This window comes from Chryseobacterium tongliaonense, from assembly GCF_041224435.1.
Taxonomy (GTDB): domain Bacteria; phylum Bacteroidota; class Bacteroidia; order Flavobacteriales; family Weeksellaceae; genus Chryseobacterium; species Chryseobacterium tongliaoense.
On sequence record NZ_JBGFFD010000001.1, the window covers coordinates 685,508 to 703,553 of the forward strand.

Below are 18,046 nucleotides of genomic sequence, written 5' to 3' on the forward strand. Positions count from 1 at the left end.
AAAGAATTTTGTTCTTTAAATAATTAATTAGATGTTAAACCCCTTTGCTTTTAAAAGTAAAGGGGTTTTGTTTATCTGAATTAATGGTATTCGATTAATCCTGTTTTTTAGCCTTCTGCCCTTTAATGTTAGGTAAAAATGCCGTGATGATTCCCATCAGTGGCAGAAATGCACAGATTTTAAAGACATATTCAATGCTGGTGTCATCAGCAACGGCTCCCAGTACGGCGGAACCGATACCGCCCATTCCAAACATGAAACCGAAAAATAATCCGGCCACCAATCCTATTTTATCAGGCATAAGATCTGTTGCATAAACTAAAATGGCAGAAAATGCTGAAGCAATGATCAATCCGATGATAACAGCGAATATGATCGTCCACATCAATGGAAGATATGGCAGGCAAAGCGTAAACGGAGCTGCTCCCAAAATGGATACCCATATAATTTTCTTCCGGCCGTATTTATCACCCAATTTTCCTCCCAAAATAGTTCCTACTGCAACCGCTGCAAGAAACATAAACAAATACAGCTGGGAATCTTTTACCGAAATATGAAACTTATCGATCAGAAAAAAAGTGAAATAATTCGTCATGGACGCCAGGTAGATGTACTTTGAAAATACCAGAGCCAATAAAATCGTAATGGAAAATAGTACCTTTTTTCGTGATAACTGTATATTGACAACCAAATCTTTATGCTTTGCTGTTTTTCTTAACGCTAGTCTTTCCGCATACCAGTTCCCGATTCTCCATAGCAGGATAATACCGATAAATGCGGCAATAGCAAATAAGCCTACATAGCCCTGACCTAGCGGAAGAACAATCAATGCCACCAATAAAGGGCCTATTGCGCTTCCCGAATTCCCACCTACCTGGAAAATAGATTGGGCCAGTCCTTTCTGCCCGCCGGAAGCCAATTGTGCAACCCTTGAAGCTTCAGGATGAAAGACCGAAGACCCCATCCCGATCAACCCGACAGCAATAAGAATAACGTAATACTGATGGGCTGCTGCCAGAAGCAGTAAACCTGCCATTGAAAGAGTCATTCCTATGGCGAGAGATCTCGGATTTGGCTTTTTATCGGTGTAAATGCCGACAAACGGCTGTAAAATTGAAGCCGTGAGCTGAAACACTAAAGTGATGATCCCGATCTGGGCAAATGATAATTTAAATTCACCCTTCAGAATAGGGTATAATGAAGGGATCGTAGATTGGATCAGATCATTCAAGAAATGAGAAAAACTGATCATAAATAAAATCGGATACACAATTTTAGTCGTATCAATAGTTGCGGTCTTTACATTTTCCATAAGATTATAGTCTGTAATTCATCATGTCATCTGATGAATTTTGTTAAATTTTTTTTTGTTTCTAATATTGCTTTTCAACAATTTTTTGTGCTGTCAATGCAGCATGATCAGGATCTTTGTCTGCGATATACTGATAAAGATCGGTGTGAATTTTTTGAGAAGCCCTGAAAGAATCAGTGCTGTTGTTGTGACTGCTTTCATAAGTTCTCAATATATGTTTGCTTGCTATCTTATAAATTTCTTTCAAAAGGGCATTTCCACATGCTTCTGCAATGGCAACATGAAAATTAATATCGGTCCGGTAGCATTCCAATGCCTGGTTTTCCTCAGCCAGTTTAGCCCTCAGATCCAGATAAGATTTGATAGTCTTTAAATCTTTCTTTGTATGATGAATGGCTGCCCTTGCTGCAATTTTCGCTTCAAGAAGAGACCGTACTTCAAATACTTCTTCAATCTGAGCTTTGTTCATCTGGGTTTCCAAGGATTCCTGAATATTTTTAGAAACCACAAATGTTCCCACGCCCTGCTGAACGCTCAGTATTCCCTTAATTGATAATATTTTTATCGCTTCACGGATGCTGGAACGCCCGACACCATAAATTTTCATAAGCTCAGGCTCGGTAGGTAATTTTCCTCCGATGGCATATTCGTCATTGATGATCCCTTCAGCCAGCCTTTCTGCTACTTCCTGGGCTAATGTTTTTCTTTGAATCTGTGTCATATACATCTTATCATCTGATGAATGCAAAGATATGGCTTTTATACCCTATTTTACAAATCCTATTTTCCGGAGCTTTGATTTCTGTATTAGAGTGTTTTATCATTTAATATTTCTCATCGAAAATTTTGGTGTGTAAATCTGTTTATAAGCGTTGCTGCTCATCCGTTTTTTGTTTTACTTCTTTTCCTTTTAAGGTATTTTTTCCGAAATTATATTTAAAGCTTAGCCGGAACCGTTGTGTATCTCCATAATAGGTGTAAAAATTATTCTGGTCTTTATAGAAGGAAGTCACTTTAAATTTTTCACCTCTGTAAATATCCTGAAGGCTTAAAGTGATTTCTGCCCGGTCTGAAAAAAGCTTCTTTTTTATTCCTAAGCTGAGGTTACATGTACTTCCTGCCACTGCCGGTCCCTGTAACCGGGATGTGTTAAACATAAAATTAATATCTGCAGTTAACCCCGATTGTTTACTGAGTGTCAACTGCATATCGGCATTACCATAAGCTCCCCATCTTTGTTTTTTGAGGCTGCTGCCGTCACTGAAAATAAAATGATTCAGCTGCAAAGCAGGTCCGCCCTGAAGATTGACCGACCACCATGGGGCAGGATCAAAAGAAGCGCTCAGGCTGAGCCCGAAATAATCATTACCGGGAATATTGGTTATTTTCTGAATCAGGATGTTGTTTACATTATCCTGGATCGTAAGCTGTGAGGTGGGATTCTTCTCGTGGATATAATAAAGCTCGGCAGCATATTTATTTTTATAAGAATACGTCATGCTCAACTGATCTGATATTGCAGGCTTTAATCCAACATCACCGATGAGGTAAGAATTGGGACTGAAATATGATTTGGAGGGGTTAAGATAATTATAGGCAGGACGGGTAATTCTTCTTCCATATGAGAAACTTAGCAGATGACTTTCGGATGCTTTATTCTGTATAAAAAAGGTAGGGAAAAAATTGAAATAACGTTGGTTATTTTCCTGCTCAGGATGAACGGAATTACCGTCAACCGATGTTAATTCTGCCCTGAGTCCTGCTTTGATGCTCCAGGATTTCCAGTCTTTTCCGGCACTTACATATCCGGCAAAAACTTTTTCATCATACCGGAATATATTGCTTAAAAGCGGATCGTTATTCAGTTCACCATTCATATCCCGGGAAAAGTCCAGGTTGTTTTCTGCTTTTACACGGCTATATTTAAATCCGGTTTCAAAATCGGCCCATTGCTTGTTGTTACTATAATCCATCCGGACGGTAAAAATCCGGATATGCTGTTCATTGTCTGTCAGAAACCTCTGGGATCGGGGATCTGTTATAAAATAATCGGTTTTTACATCCTGACTGGTTTCGTAATGATAATCGGTATAGGTAGCTGTAGTGGTAAGTTTTTCTTTGGATGAAAACTGATGGTCATATTGCAGATTATAATTAACGGTAGAATTAGGGGTCAGTCGGTTGTTCTGGGTCACAAAATAGGACTCAAGCTGTTTATCATGAGTATAAATATAAGTTGGGACGTTGTAAAGAGCATGGTTCTTTTGAGCAATATAACCATCTATCCCAAAGCTTAAAGTATTCAGGCTGTCAATGGCATAATCTGCATTAAACCGGTAGGTGTGCTCGGCGTCCCGTCTGTTTTTACGGTGAAGGATATTCTCCCATTGCTGCAGTTGCTCAGGATAATTGATAACTTCTCTAATTTCATTATAATAAATACCCGTTCCGAATTGATAGCTACCGGATAAAGCAAATTTTCCTGTTTTATAATACTGGCTGATCCCTATATTTTCACGGGCATATATTCCCTGTTCGTAGCCTGCATTTATGGAACCTTTATACCCTTTTGCCGTGTTTATTTTCATCTTAATATTGATCACTGCACTTCCGGAAGCTTCATATTTGGCGGGCGGGTTGGTAATCACTTCTACAGATTTAATGTCAGAACCATTCATATTTTGCAATAAGGATTTAAGCTCGTCTCCTGTGAGAGAAACTTTTTTATCATTGATGGTCACAATGATCGACTGGCTGCCCCGGACAGACAACTGATCAGCCGAAGTCTGTACGTTGGGGGAGCGTTTTACAATTTCCCAGGCATTATTGCTTGATAGAATGGTGTTTTCCACATTAAATTCAATGCGGTCTGCCTTACGGATAATTTTAGGCTTTTTATATTCAAGAGACAGCTCTTTTAGCTCTGTTGTTTTGATGGTATCCGGTTGGGTTTGAGCAAAAGAATAATTTGATAACAGTACAATACTGAATAATAGGATTGTTTTCACATGATGTTTATTTACAGCAAATGTAGATCATCGGTTCCCTCATTTGGGTTAATGCCCGGTTAATGAAGTGTTAAAGCAATTCAAAACTAAAATATCATGCATTGATCTTAGTATCTTTAGCCTGTGAAATCAAAAATAAAATATCTGATCTGGGGCTGTGTGCTGGTCTTATTGGCTATGACGGCCATGCAGGGCTATTTTATTTACAACACCTTTATGCTGAAACAAAAACAGGCTCAGGCTTCTGTACGGGCTGCGCTGATCAAGATGGAAGACAAGATCAATATCACCGCCCTCAGAAGCGAATGGATCAGAAATATGGATTATTTTACAAAAACCAATCAGCATGAAAAGATCAATTATACTGCCCTGCTTAAAACTTCAGAGATTTCAAAAAAGGTAAATGATTATATCAGCCATGATGCAATATTGTCAGAATATAATACAGCGTATCGTGTAACAATAAAATATGCAAAACTGGCTACACCGGCTTCTGCCTCACCTATAATTATAAAGAATAAAACCTGGTTCGGAAATGGGAAAGAATTGGAAAATCCGCAAATTATTCATGATATGACTTCCCATGTGGACGGTGAAACAAGTGTTTTCGTTAAAGAGTTTACGACACAATCCAATTTCAGTATTAACGACTGGCAGCAGAAAATTCTGGGACAGATGCTTGGTTTGCTTTTATTTTCGTTATTTGTATTCTGTCTTTTGATTTTTCTTTTCTATTTTTCCATACGGAGTTTAATTAAACAGAAGAAAATTGCAGATATCCAGACGGATTTTATTAATAATATCACCCATGAATTTAATACGCCATTAGCTACATTGGGAGTTGCAATCAAAACGATTCAGGAGCAGGCCGTACCCAACGAAAATATTGCGGTTGATCATGCAGTACATATTGCTCACCGTCAGCATCGCCGGCTTAAAAAACTCATCGATCAGGTGATCATCCATGCCTCGGGACCGGAAGATATTATACTTAAAAAGGAAAAAACAGAAATGACCGCATTTCTTTCACAGATTGTTACGGATTTTCACACAGTGTATCCGTCAATAACACTAAATATTACATCAGGAGAGGAAAAGGTTGAGCTGTATATTGATCCGTTTCATCTGACTACCGCGATCAATAATATGTTGGATAATTCGGTTAAATATGGTGCGGGGCAAATCAATATTTCTGGGAATGCAGCAGAGAATCATTATATCTTAACGATTGAAGATAACGGGATCGGAATCGCCGGGAAAGATATGGAGAAGATTTTTGATAAATTTTACAGAGTGGAAAAAGGAGATATACATAACACCAAGGGTCTGGGGCTCGGACTTTATTATACCCGGGAAATTATTTCTGCCCATGAAGGTAAAATCACCGTTTCATCCCTTCTGTCAAATGGAAGCATATTCACCATTTATTTACCTCTGTCATGAAACACATTCTTTTAGTTGAAGACGATTATGATTTTGCAGATATTCTGAAACAGTATCTGGAACTTGCAGGATTTAAAGTAAGCTGGAGCCCGAATGGCCGTGAAGCATTAGATGTCTTAAAGTCTGCAAAAACAGATCTGTGTATTCTCGATGTTATGATGCCGGTGATGGATGGTTTTACATTAGCGGCAGAAATTATTCAGATATTTCCGGAAATGCCTTTTATTTTTCTGACAGCCCGGAATCAAAAGGAAGATAAACTGAAAGGATTGAAACTGGGAGCTGATGATTATGTGGTGAAACCGTTTGAGGCCGATGAGCTTGTCCTGAGGATCCGGAATATTCTGAAACGCAGTGAACCTTCAGTTTCCAGGGCTTTCCCTGAAATAATACAGATAGGATCCTATACTTTTGATTATAATAATCTCCTGTTAAATCACAAAAATACTTATACAAGACTGACTGAGAAGGAGGCCATGCTTCTGCTGTATTTTGCACAACATCCAAACCGGATCATAAAACGTGAGGAAGTTTTACTGCACATCTGGAAAAGCGATGATTATTTTTCAGGCAGGAGCCTTGATGTTTTTGTAAGCAGATTGCGGAAATACCTGAATGCAGATTCCGGGATTGAAATAGAAACCATCCGCGGAATGGGATTCGAATTTCATTTAAGAAAATGATAATTTTAAATAAGCCGATAGAAGGTTTATCAATCGAATAAAGTAAAAAGGCTGCAAAACTGCAGCCTTTTCATTTAAAGTATTGGATATTTCAGCTATGGCTGCACACAATTGCTTCCGATAAGAGGAGTGTAGGTTGTTTGTGATGATGTAGTATGGAATTTAAAATAACATCCATTATAATAAACACCTTCCATATATCCCTGTAAGAAATTTTCAGCATGTGATAAATCCAGATCTACTACTTTGGTCTGGTACAAAAGCGTAATTTGATTATTGAGTATCGTATGACCAATAAAAGCCCGTTCGGCACTTAACGAAGTAAGAATGGAATTTACCTGCGTTTGTGTAAGCGTCTGATTGGCCATGCCGCGATACCAGTATAGTCCGTAAGTGCTGCCGGTAGCGGTTTTGCAATCAGCGGATGTACAGGTTTTATTGATTACGGGGTTTACATAATTGTTAAGTGTGGTTACTGATTGATTCAATGCTGCAACTTCCGGACTGACACCTGCGTGTAAGAATATGGTATTTCCGGCACGTTCAATCACATTTTTACTTCGAAGCCATTTACCCAGTTCACTGTTAGCGTCATATAAGGTGGTCAGTGTTTCTCCCAATACCGGTACATTATCTGTATATTTGGCATGTACATACCTGAAATCACCGATTAAATTCATAATGTCGTGGTTACCCAGTATAAAATGTACTTTTCCTCCTGCGGCAGCTGCTTCCTGTTCCAGTTTATAAATCAGCCACAGGCATTGCGATACATACTGCCCGCGATCGAAAACATCACCCATTATAAACAAATGGCTGTTACCATAGCTCCAGTTATAGTTTGAATCAATAATTCCGGCCTTTCTCAACATCAGTATAAAGCCCATTATACCACCTTCAATATCTGAAGTTGCAAAATATTTAGCTGGCAGAGTAGGATATTCGGCCTGTTCGCGCACTGTTAACTGAGGCTGCAGACTGACAGGGAAAGAGTTCCCGTCAGGCAGTTGTACTGTTAGTGCTACCTGACTACGTGTAGCAAATGTCTGGGATGTAAATCCCTGTGTCCGGTCAATACTCTTTACAATATAATTATTGTTCCGGAAAAATACATAAGGCCCGTCAGGATCCTGCTGCGCACTTTCTGTAATTTTACAGTCAAACGAAAGATCGCTGCTGCCGGTATTCTGGTTATGTACTTCTATAGCAATAACATTATCCCCTGTCTGAAAATAAGATTTTGAAATTTGATAATCAAAATAATTGTTTTCCTGAGCTGTGGGTATATAGGTGCTGGTGCCGGTTGTATAAGCAATAGTGCCTGATTGTGGCAGCAATGCTGTTCGCAGTACTTCTGTCCCATTTACATACACTACTGCTCCATCATCATGAATCATAGATAATATCAGGGAATTAGGAAGTGCATTCACATCAGCAATATTAATATGCTTTCTGAAATAATAGGTAATATAACCTGACTGCAATACCGTAGCCTCGTCACCATCACCAAAACCTAACTGTCCGGTGCCGGTTGCCCAGCCTGTATCGTTAAAAGCGGATGTGCGCCAGGCAGTGCCCTGGTTTGAACCGTTGTCAAGGTATTTCCAGCTGGAATTAGGTGGCAATAATTGAGTTTCGGTTGCCAATTTCATTTGTTTAGCATTAATTTCAGTTTCAGTTTCAGATGCTGTGGGGTCTAAATAGCTGTTTTGACAGCTAATCATGAGAACAAAGGCCATGCAGGCACAAAAGATTTTCTTTTTCATGTTTGGTGAAGGTGTTTGATTAATTTAAGATTTATAAAAATTAAGGTAATTGCAATTAATTATTTTTCAAACGAAAGGATAGCCAGCCGGTGTAAATAATAAAATTTAACACAGAGATCAGATGTTTGATTAGCTAAATACCAATGAAACATTATTTCATAATTGTAACATAGACCCACAAAGTTATTTTATCATCTAAGAGATGAATAATATTGTTAAGGAATAAGTTAACGGGAATCTGAAAAATTAAACAAAATCCAGAGTGTAATTTGTTGACGTTGCATTTGCAGGCCTGTCAGCACTTAAGCAGATGTTTTTTTTCATATTTTAATTTGTTTGTGTTTTTGTTGAAAGGTGTGTGCTAAAGATATAAAAAAATATATATGCCGGAAATTATATCTGTTGAATAAGAATAGGATAAACCAAAAGATACTATGTTTTTCCCATTTCAGTAATTGTAAAATTATAAGAATAACAGACAAACAAAGATATAATACGACAGGTTCTGTCGTCATGATAAACGAACTTTACAATAAGAAATTAAGATAAATTTAACTTATATCAGCACTTTTTAGTATATCATGGATTTATTCAAACAACAATGAAATAAAAGTTTATCCAAAACAATAAAGAGATAAGTTTTATCGTTTTGTCGATATAAATTTCAGAATTAGCATGAGAAAAGCTAATGATAAAATTTATAAATAAAACACAAATTAATAACCCTGTATGAAAAACAAATTTTTTCTATGGTTATCTCTGTTGATAGTCCTTTCCAGTACCTTACAATCCTGCAGAAATGAAGATTTGCTTTTAAGCGACAAAAAAGAAAATCAAAAAAGTACGTCTTCTAAAATCCTCCATTATCAGGATCTTGTAAAAAACAAAGCTGTTTTTGGTGAACTTATGAAAATTACCAAAAATGATAATTCTCAAACTTCAAAACTATATGTCGACGAGGAAAACGGATTTACAGTAGATCTTGATGACTGCCTGTTTATGGAAGATCCGAAGGGACAAAAATCTTACACTTTTAAAATCACCGAGATTGATCCGAAAAATAATAATCCTGATATTTTAGAAAATCTTGTGTTAGTAGAAAAAGGAGAAGGTCTTTTTGAAAGCTACATTTTCCAGTATGAAAGAGATGTTCAGCTTAATTATTTTAAGTCTGAAGAAGATCTGATACAAAATCTTAAGCAGAAAGTGAAAGTTTTCGGTTTGGGTGAAAAGAGAAATATTGATATCAATTCTAAAATTGCTCTTTGTGTGGGAGTCACTGCTACTTATGTGGAACAACCAGGAACAGCGTGTGCATCTGGGCAACATTCGTATGAAGACGGAAGTGCATGTGCGTATTGGGGAACTACAGATATGGCTCTTCCCGGATATGGTGGACATTTCGTATATACATTCAATGCAGCAGATTGTTATGGCGGGGGTGGAGGAAATCCTTCTTCGGGAAGTGGCACTACGGGACCATATCATGGAGGAGGAAGTGGAACAGGGACGATTAATAATCCTTGCATAAAAACAAAGAATATGCTAACTAGACCTAATGTTCAACAAGGAATAAGTGATGTGAAAACACAAGCAGAAAAGGCAGCCAATGATGTAAATGAGGGTGAAATAGGTAGAATAGAAATAAATGATGGTACTATTTTACCTGCTAATGTATCTGCGGATCATCATGTAACTTTTAATGATATAAGTGGAACAAAAGGAATTTATCACAATCATACATTTAATGGAGCTAAAATTCATTCACCTCCCGATATAGCGTCTATATTAGCTTTTGCGAGTGTACAGCCTAGCGTAACTAATTATGGTGATGCTTATGTAGGAATGATTGGAGCAGATAAATGTGTTTCTACTGTACCAAACTGCTTTAAGATGAGACATTATTTAATACGCTTTATTGGAACTGTATCTGATTTAACAATTAGTTTTACTGCTGATCAGATGATCAGATTTAAGAAAGACTCTAGAGATCGTGAGCATGAATTAGCTGAAAAATTACCCTATGTAGATTTTTTAGGTGACGAGTTGAATAATAAAGGGTTAGAAAAACTTTTTTTTGATACCTTAGCAAATATGGGATTATCAGGAAAAGTAATGCTACAGAGAGTAGATGATGATGGCACAGTAAATAATATTAATTTAGATGCTAGTGGAGTTCCTGTAGCAATACCTTGTCCATAACTTTAAAAATTAACAAATGAAAAATACATTTTTAAAAACTTTTTTTTTAACAGGATTAATAAGTGCGTTTATATCCTGTAGTGCACAACTTCCATTGAATACATTGATGGAAAACATTCCGGTAAATGCACATGTCAAAGATTTAGATAATGAGTTATTACCTTATATTGGTACATATAAAGCAAATTATCAAGGAAATGAAATTACTTTATATATCACTAAAATTGCGGATAGGTTAGAACAACGTACAAATAAAAATTTTTACAGAGATGCTTTGGTTATTAAATATATAGTTAAAAACTCGTCAGGTACAATATTACAGGACACACAAAATAACAATATTTCAAATATTGAACTGTTCAGTACAAGAATTAGGTCTTATGATAATTCTGTAATTTTATATTATAGTGGGACTAATTGTGGTGTAGGTTGGGGAGATGTTTTTTTAAAGAAAGTCAATGCTACTCAAATTTCTTGGCTTTATCAACCAAATGATTTAACTATTTTGTCTGGGCAGTGTCCTGGAAATCCAGATTTGACAATTTATCTCCCAGAAACAGAAAATCCCTTAATATTTACAAAGCAGTAAAATAAAGCCTCCGATTATAGGGCTTATTTTGAAAAAATGTCAATATGAGGTTTTATTAAGATAAAAAAATGAAAATAACATATTTAAAAACAGCAATAATATTGTTGGGCTTAACTCTAAGTTCATTATCCTGTAAAACCCAAGTATTACCATTAAATACAGCATTAACAAATATTCCTAATAACGCTTATGTAAAAGATACCAATGATGAGTTAGTACCTTATGTTGGAACATATAAAGCTAATTTTAATGGAAAAGAAATTACATTATATATTACAAAAGTTGAAAATAAACTGGAAAACAGTGTAGATAAAAACTATTATTTGGATGCCCTAGTTGTAAAATATGTTGTTAAAAATTCATCTGGAACTGTTTTGCAGGATACTCAAAATTATAATTTACAAAATAATATTATTTCTAGTTATAGAATTAGGTCTTATGATAATTCTGTGATTTTATATTACAGTGGTACTAATTGTGGAGTAGGTTGGGGAAATATTTATCTAAAGAAAATTAATGCAACTCAAATTACTTGGCATTATCGTCCAGATGATATGGTTATATTGCCCGGAAAGTGTCCTGGAAATCCTGATTTAACAATTTATTTACCTGAAACAAAAGATTTAATATTTACAAAGCAATAAAAATAAAGCCTCCGATTATAGGGACTTATTTTTGAAAAAATACCTGAAAATAAAAGTCTCGACTCAAGTTTAGAAATGGAGGGTAACTCAAATCTTTGTTTATCGCTTTGTACAGGATTATGTAAGAGAGATTTTGAAAATCATAAGAATTTCGGAAATATTCAAAAACAAAAAAACTCTGATAATTGTATTGATCAGAGTTTTTTAATTGTTGTTATGTAGCCCGTAGGGGAATCGAACCCCTCTTACCAGAATGAAAATCTGAGGTCCTAACCGATAGACGAACGGGCCATCTACCAAACTGTAAATTATATCTACAGGGTTAGTGTTTTGTTTTTATAAGTTTACAACTCTTACCTAAACCACCCGGTTAAGTAGTTTAAAGTGTGTAGCCCGTAGGGGAATCGAACCCCTCTTACCAGAATGAAAATCTGAGGTCCTAACCGATAGACGAACGGGCCAACTATACTATTACGCTAATTTATTAACGTGCTTAGTTAATTTGCTTTTCAAGTTAGCCGCTTTGTTTTTGTGGATAATGTTTTTCTTAGCTAATTTATCCAACAAAGAGATTACCTTTGGCAACTGCTCAGCAGCAGCAGTTTTATCTTCTTCATTTCTCAATACCTTAAGTGCTGTTCTTGCAGTCTTGTGGTAGTATCTGTTACGAAGTTTTCTAGCTTCGTTTTGTCTAATTCTTTTTAGTGCTGATTTATGATTTGCCATATCGTTCAAATGTGAGTGCAAAAGTAAAAACTTTTTTCTTATCTGCAAAATTTATTTTTAAAAAATTTCAATTTTCTTCAGATAAATATTTCCTGAGTTTATCTATTGCTTGTTCTATTTTTAAATTTTCTTGTTCTTTATCTATTTTTCTGATAATATTTTTCAACATTATCATCGCGTTGTTCCATTCTCCAGTGGTATTGGTGAAGGTAAGTCCGTCAATCGTTACTTCAAAGGCTACCCTTTCTCCGCTCCTGTAAAGCCTGAAACTTATTTTCTCATCTCTGCCTGTAATCCCATCTTCATTGATCTTTAAATCGTAACTTTTTGGGTTAGAGTGGATTTTCTTAAAAAGCAATGTAGCTTCTTGTATTTTTAAATCCGGCATGATATAAATTTGGTAGCCTATAGGAGAATCGAACTCCTGTTGCAAGGATGAAAACCTTGAGTCCTAACCACTAGACGAATAGGCCAAATTTTGAGGTTGCAAAAGTAATGATTAACTTCTGAACTTCAAAATTATTTTTTGAGTTATTTATAAACTTTTTGAATGACCGTATTCTTAATGCCTTTAGCCTCAATGTCTTTCTGTAATTTTACAGCATCCTCCAATGTATACACTTTTCCATAGGTATAATAGAAAACTCCGCTGTCTTTATTCCTTTCAACATCTTTTAAAGTCTGTAAAATATATGAATTGGCAGTAAGCTTATCGCCGACAGCAACCTCAATCGTATAAAATCCGCCGGAACTTAATTTCTGATTAGGCATAAACCCTACTGCAAACGCATTTCTGAATCCTGCATCTTTAGCCGTTTTAAGATTGATATCCTTTACAGACGCCATATTCGTTACCCCATAATAATATTTGTATTGTCCGTTTTCTTTGATCGGAAGAATGTAGTTTAAACCTTTTAGAGCAGGATCTCCGTCATTAAACTTGTTAGGCGAGCTCATCAGGAGAATTCTGAAATCATTCTTTAAAGGAACCTCTGCCGGTTTTTCAGGTTCAGGTTTTTTAGTGGTGGCGATTAAGCCGCCGGATTTTCTGTCGATTGCTTTTTTATAATCAATGATAGCATTGTAGATACTTTCTGCAATCTCCTGCTGCCCTTTCTCGGAAGCCAGATAATGGCTTTCTTCAGGATGATTGATAAATCCGGTCTCTATAAGTACTGAAGGCATCGCATTCATACGGAGAACGTGTAAGTTTTTTTGGAAAACACCTCTTGAAAATCTTTTGTCCTTGTTTACGAAGTTATCTTCTACCAGCCCACCCATAAGAAGGCTTGATTCAAGATATTTGCTTTGTTGAAGTTTCAGGGCAATTAAAGATTCCGGTGAATTTGGGTTATAAGATCCGAAGGTCTGCTTATCTTTTTCATCCAGGAAGATTACGTCGTTCTCTCTTTTGGCTACCTCCAGGTTTTCGTCATTTTGGTTTGGTCCCTGTACATAGGTTTCGGTTCCGTATGCGCTGGATCTTACAGCTGAGTTACAGTGTACAGAGACAAAAAGGTCTGCTTTACTTCTGTTGGCAAGGTTGGTTCGGTCAGAAAGAGAAGGGTATTCGTCATACTTACGGGTATATATTACTTTGAAATCTTTATTTTTTTCGAGCATGTTACCGATTCTTAACACAACAGCAAGGGTTACATCCTTTTCTGCGATTCTTCCAATGTCGCTATAAGTTCTATTGGCTCCATGGTCACTTCCCCCGTGTCCGGCATCTAAAACGACAGTGAATTTCTTTTGAGAAAAAATAAAGTTGCTTAGAAGAATAAGGAGAAATGATAAAATTATTTTAAAATTTTGTTTGTACATCTTACAGTTTTAAAAATTATATTAATTTTGAGCCTTAATTATATAGAATAAAATTGGCCAAAACCGTCCTCAAAAATATATTACAAATTTTAATTATCCTAATTTTTAACAATTTTTTAGCACAGAAAACGCCTGAAAAATTGCCTGAAAATAAGGTAATCAATGATACTATTTCCAAAAAGGATACCATAGTTGCGAAAAAGGAAGCTTTAGATGATGTTCTTCAGACAAAAGCTGATAATATCCGCAGAGACTTTCCTAAAAAGATGATCTACCTGAACCAGAAGGCTCAGGTAATATACCAGGATATGCAGATTGATGCAGATTATATCTCCATTGATGAGCAGAAGAATTTAATCTACGCAAGAGGAAAACAGGATTCTCTGGGAAAGAAAATCATAGAGCCCGTTATTACGACACAGGCAGGAAAGAAATACGAAACCGATCAATTTAACTATAATTACAAAACAAAGCAGGCTATTGCCTATAATGCACGGACAGAGGAAAGCGAAGGCGTAATCATCGCCAATAAGACCAAAAAATATAACGATTCCGTCTTTGCAATGAGACACGCCTTATATACTACCGATGAATATTTTCTGAAGAAAAAAGATACGGTAGCCGATTACCATTTACTGGCGTCGAATATTAAACTGGTAAAAACAAAAAATAAATCCCAGATCATTACCGGGCCGATACAGATGTATATAGAGCAGGTTCCTACCCCTTTGATCATGCCGTTTGCTATTTTGCCTTTTTCAGATAAAAGATCAGCAGGTATTTTGATTCCGAGTTTTGGAGAAAGACAGGATGTAGGATTTTTCCTTAATGGGATAGGGTATTACCAGCCGATAGGAGAGCATTTTGATATGAAAGTTCTTGCTGATATCTATACAAAAGGTAGCTGGAACTTAAGGCCTGAAATGAATTATGTGAAAAAGTACCGTTATTCCGGAAACTTCTCTGCAGATATCGGAACTACCGTGAGAGGGATCAAGGGACTGGATGACTATTCCAAGAGCAGTACTTACAGAATCGCCTGGAGACATACCCAGGATGCAAAATCAAATCCTTTCCTTACCTTCTCGGCTTCGGTTGATATTGTAAGCAATAAGTTTTATAATAATACAATCAACAACAACTATATATTCAACCAGAATGTATTAAATACCCAGCAGAACTCTACCGTAACCGTTACGAAAAGGTTTTTAAAACTGCCGGCTACGATTACGGCTACCGCATCTTATTCCCAGAATTTTGCGACGGGTCTGTCTGATTTACGTTTGCCCCAGATGAACGTTGCCATTAACCAGTTTTATTTATTGAAATCAAAAACAGGGGTAAGACAGGGCTTGCTTGAAAATATTACGGTAAATACAGGATTGAATTTAACAAACTTTGTGACCACTGATGAAGGTGAGCTATTTACAGCCGCCATGTGGGATAAATTACAGACAGGTCTTAAAAACAATATTGCTTTAGGAACGAATACCACAGTCGCCAAATATTTTACATTCAGTTTAGGGGCAACGATCGACAATGCTTTAACGACAAAAACACTGACAAGATTTTATGATCCTGTGAGCAATAAAGTGGTGGATCAGACCAATAAGCAGATCGCAGGATATTCCACTTTTTCAACCACGGCGAGTTTGCAGACGACATTGTACGGAATGCTTAATTTCAAAAAGGGCGCTGCAGTGGAAGCAATCAGACATATGATGACACCGAGCATCGGTTTTACCTATTCACCGGATTTCGGAGGGTCGCAGTTCGGGTACTATAAAAATTATTATGATGCCAATGGTGCATTAACCCCGTATTCTATTTTTGATAAAGGAATTGTAGGTTCGCCTACAAGTGGTATGGTAGGTGCTTTAGGGTTTAATATCGGGAACAACATTGAGATGAAGGTGAAATCTAAAAAAGATTCTACCGGCGTGAAAAAAATCAAAATATTCGAATCCCTGAATCTTTCCGGAAGCTATAACTTTGCGGCCAAAGATCACCCCTGGTCTATCATTACCCTCAACGGACAGTCTTCTTTCTTTGAAAATAAATTAAGCGTTAATACAAGTTTATCATTAGACCCATACAGAATTTTATTTGTTCCGGGATCTGATACAGGGATCAGAACTGAGAATTTCGGACATTTCAGTGTACAGGGATTCAATATCCAGGTTTCTTATCCTTTGAGCAGTGAGATTTTCGGAGAAAAAACAGATTATGCCAAGAAATATAAATCGAAAGGAGAAATAAGGAATGAAAATTATTATTTTGATGATGATAATTATGCTCATTTCGACCAGGCATGGACTTTAAATGTGAATGCCAACTATGCCTACTCAAGAAGCCTTTCCCGTTTCGGCAATAAAATTGCTTCTGTAGGATTGGATGGAAGCCTTAAGCTCAGCCCTTTCTGGAATATCAACGGAAGTACCCACTATGATATGATCACAAAGCAGCTGGCCTATACAAGAATCGGTTTTGCCAGAGACCAGCGAAGTTTTACGATTAACTTCAACTGGGTTCCTTTCGGACAGTATAAAGTATATGACTTTTTTATCGGGATAAAGGCTAATATTTTAAGTGATGCGCTGAAATATAAAGACAGAAGTTTCACACAACCTAATGCTCCTTTCTAAGTAAGATTGATATTTGTGAATATAAATTTTATATTTGCACCCAAAATAAATTCTAATGAAAAAAATAATCAACACAGTGAATGCTCCTGCAGCAATCGGGCCTTACTCACAAGCAAATCTTGCAAACGGTGTTTTATACATCTCCGGTCAGATTCCTGTAGATCCTGCAACTGGTAAATTGGTAGAAGGAATTGAAAAAGAAACCCATCAGGTAATGAAAAACCTTGAAGCTATTCTTACAGAAGCGGGAATGACTTTTAAAAATGTGGTAAAAGCTACGATCTTCCTTAAAAGTATGGATGATTTTGCCGTGATGAATGATATCTACGCATCATACCTGGATGCTGAAAGCTATCCTGCCCGTGAAACGGTACAGGTTTCTTGTCTGCCTAAGAATGTTGATATTGAAATTTCGATGATTGCACATCAGGATTAATGAGTTTTATAAGAAATACATTAGCGGTGTTGGTGGGCCTTGTAATCGCGGGGCTTATTATTACTCTTGGAATAAGGGCCTTTCCGCAGTGGGTTACTTTTGATGCTTTTGCTCCTTTTGAGCACTGGCAAAGATTCCTTGACAGTATGAAAGATGACGATGCTTTCTTTGGATTCTTATTATTTATTTCAGGTTTAGGAACTACTGTAGGCGGTGTTGCCACAGCAATTATAGTAAAATATGCTAAAGTGGCTTATGCTATCCTTATAGGCTTTATAATGTTGTTTATCGCAATGCTGGATGTTATTGTTTTTCCTTATCATCCTACGTTCTACAAAATATCCATATTTCTCACCTTTTTCCCTTTCTCCTGGATCGGCGGTAAGATTGTAGAAATAATTTATGAACGGAATAAGAAAAAGAGAATCGCTGAAAAAATGAACAAGCCATAAATAAAATAAGGCAACTATATACCATTTTACACCCATCATTTTTTTATTAACGCAAAGCTTTTAAAATCTGATTGCGATATCTTAAGAAAAGCAAAGAAAAGCAGCAAAACTGCTATGAAGCATTCCTTTGAAAATCTATTTTAATAGATTAAAAAACTTTGCTCACCTTAATAGGTTCGACTCATTATTTTCTTTGCGATAAAAACCGATCAAAGAAGCAAGAAAAAATAAGTGTAAAATGGTATATAGCTACCTAAAATAAAAAAAACGCTGCAGGATTTGCAGCGTTTTTCGTTGATATGAAGTTTAACTAAGT

The 18,046-nt window shown here is 36.4% G+C and carries 15 protein-coding genes and 3 tRNA genes; 8 read left to right on the forward strand and 10 right to left on the reverse strand.

Going from position 1 to position 18,046, the window contains the following annotated elements:
- Window positions 1-94: 94 nt before the first annotated feature.
- From AB8P06_RS03180 to AB8P06_RS03190, 3 genes are all read right to left on the reverse strand, one after another.
- A complete protein-coding gene (locus tag AB8P06_RS03180) occupies window positions 95-1,312 on the reverse strand; it encodes an MFS transporter (RefSeq protein WP_369837770.1) in 1,218 nt (405 codons plus the stop codon).
- Between the two features lie 61 nt (window positions 1,313-1,373).
- A complete protein-coding gene (locus AB8P06_RS03185) occupies window positions 1,374-2,033 on the reverse strand; it encodes a FadR/GntR family transcriptional regulator (protein WP_369837773.1) in 660 nt (219 codons plus the stop codon).
- Between the two features lie 142 nt (window positions 2,034-2,175).
- On the reverse strand, window positions 2,176-4,320 hold the full coding sequence (locus AB8P06_RS03190; protein ID WP_369837776.1) for a TonB-dependent receptor domain-containing protein: 2,145 nt from the start codon (window positions 4,318-4,320) through the stop codon (window positions 2,176-2,178).
- Between the two features lie 123 nt (window positions 4,321-4,443).
- Between AB8P06_RS03190 and AB8P06_RS03195 the strand changes: the two genes are divergently transcribed.
- Both AB8P06_RS03195 and AB8P06_RS03200 read left to right on the forward strand, forming a co-directional pair.
- Window positions 4,444-5,763 (forward strand): sensor histidine kinase, encoded by a 1,320-nt coding sequence (locus AB8P06_RS03195; RefSeq protein WP_369837779.1) that lies wholly within the window; start codon window positions 4,444-4,446, stop codon window positions 5,761-5,763.
- Complete coding sequence (locus tag AB8P06_RS03200) at window positions 5,760-6,446, forward strand: response regulator transcription factor (protein WP_369837782.1); 687 nt, start codon at window positions 5,760-5,762, stop codon at window positions 6,444-6,446. Before AB8P06_RS03195 ends, AB8P06_RS03200 begins: the two co-directional genes overlap by 4 nt.
- 95 nt (window positions 6,447-6,541) lie before the next feature.
- Here AB8P06_RS03200 and AB8P06_RS03205 read toward each other — a convergent pair whose 3' ends face one another.
- The gene (locus tag AB8P06_RS03205; RefSeq protein ID WP_369837784.1) at window positions 6,542-8,212 is read right to left on the reverse strand and encodes a metallophosphoesterase; all 1,671 of its coding nucleotides are present in this window, start codon (window positions 8,210-8,212) and stop codon (window positions 6,542-6,544) included.
- A 729-nt stretch (window positions 8,213-8,941) separates the two neighbouring features.
- Here AB8P06_RS03205 and AB8P06_RS03210 point away from each other — a divergent pair.
- The 3 genes from AB8P06_RS03210 to AB8P06_RS03220 all read left to right on the forward strand — a co-directional run bounded on the left by AB8P06_RS03210 (window position 8,942) and on the right by AB8P06_RS03220 (window position 11,647).
- Complete coding sequence (locus AB8P06_RS03210) at window positions 8,942-10,414, forward strand: hypothetical protein (protein ID WP_369837787.1); 1,473 nt, start codon at window positions 8,942-8,944, stop codon at window positions 10,412-10,414.
- 16 nt (window positions 10,415-10,430) lie between these two features.
- Window positions 10,431-11,003, forward strand: coding sequence for a DUF6705 family protein (locus AB8P06_RS03215; RefSeq protein ID WP_369837790.1), 573 nt, complete (start codon window positions 10,431-10,433; stop codon window positions 11,001-11,003).
- 68 nt (window positions 11,004-11,071) lie between these two features.
- Window positions 11,072-11,647, forward strand: a complete 576-nt coding sequence (locus AB8P06_RS03220) for a DUF6705 family protein (protein ID WP_369837792.1) — start codon at window positions 11,072-11,074, stop codon at window positions 11,645-11,647.
- A 219-nt stretch (window positions 11,648-11,866) separates the two neighbouring features.
- Here AB8P06_RS03220 and AB8P06_RS03225 read toward each other — a convergent pair.
- The 6 genes from AB8P06_RS03225 to AB8P06_RS03250 all read right to left on the reverse strand — a co-directional run bounded on the left by AB8P06_RS03225 (window position 11,867) and on the right by AB8P06_RS03250 (window position 14,197).
- Window positions 11,867-11,938, reverse strand: a tRNA-Glu gene (locus AB8P06_RS03225).
- Window positions 11,939-12,036: 98 nt separating this feature from the next.
- Window positions 12,037-12,108: transfer RNA gene (locus AB8P06_RS03230), tRNA-Glu, on the reverse strand.
- Between the two features lie 10 nt (window positions 12,109-12,118).
- The gene (gene rpsT / locus AB8P06_RS03235) at window positions 12,119-12,373 is read right to left on the reverse strand and encodes a 30S ribosomal protein S20 (protein WP_369837795.1); all 255 of its coding nucleotides are present in this window, start codon (window positions 12,371-12,373) and stop codon (window positions 12,119-12,121) included.
- 67 nt (window positions 12,374-12,440) lie between these two features.
- The gene (locus tag AB8P06_RS03240; protein WP_369837797.1) at window positions 12,441-12,761 is read right to left on the reverse strand and encodes a hypothetical protein; all 321 of its coding nucleotides are present in this window, start codon (window positions 12,759-12,761) and stop codon (window positions 12,441-12,443) included.
- A 10-nt stretch (window positions 12,762-12,771) separates the two neighbouring features.
- Window positions 12,772-12,846, reverse strand: a tRNA-Glu gene (locus AB8P06_RS03245).
- A gap of 58 nt (window positions 12,847-12,904) precedes the next feature.
- Window positions 12,905-14,197, reverse strand: coding sequence for an N-acetylmuramoyl-L-alanine amidase family protein (locus AB8P06_RS03250; RefSeq protein ID WP_369837800.1), 1,293 nt, complete (start codon window positions 14,195-14,197; stop codon window positions 12,905-12,907).
- 53 nt (window positions 14,198-14,250) lie between these two features.
- Between AB8P06_RS03250 and AB8P06_RS03255 the strand changes: the two genes are divergently transcribed.
- Genes AB8P06_RS03255 through AB8P06_RS03265 form a run of 3 tightly spaced genes read left to right on the forward strand, consistent with a single transcriptional unit; the run spans window position 14,251 to window position 17,730 of the window.
- Window positions 14,251-16,842, forward strand: coding sequence for a putative LPS assembly protein LptD (locus AB8P06_RS03255; protein ID WP_369837803.1), 2,592 nt, complete (start codon window positions 14,251-14,253; stop codon window positions 16,840-16,842).
- Window positions 16,843-16,897: 55 nt separating this feature from the next.
- Window positions 16,898-17,278: a RidA family protein gene (locus tag AB8P06_RS03260; RefSeq protein ID WP_007839611.1), complete on the forward strand. Its 381-nt coding sequence runs from the start codon at window positions 16,898-16,900 to the stop codon at window positions 17,276-17,278.
- Window positions 17,278-17,730 carry a hypothetical protein gene (locus AB8P06_RS03265; RefSeq protein WP_369837806.1) on the forward strand — a complete coding sequence of 151 codons (453 nt, stop codon included), beginning with the start codon at window positions 17,278-17,280 and terminating at the stop codon, window positions 17,728-17,730. Before AB8P06_RS03260 ends, AB8P06_RS03265 begins: the two co-directional genes overlap by 1 nt.
- Window positions 17,731-18,046: the final 316 nt, after the last annotated feature.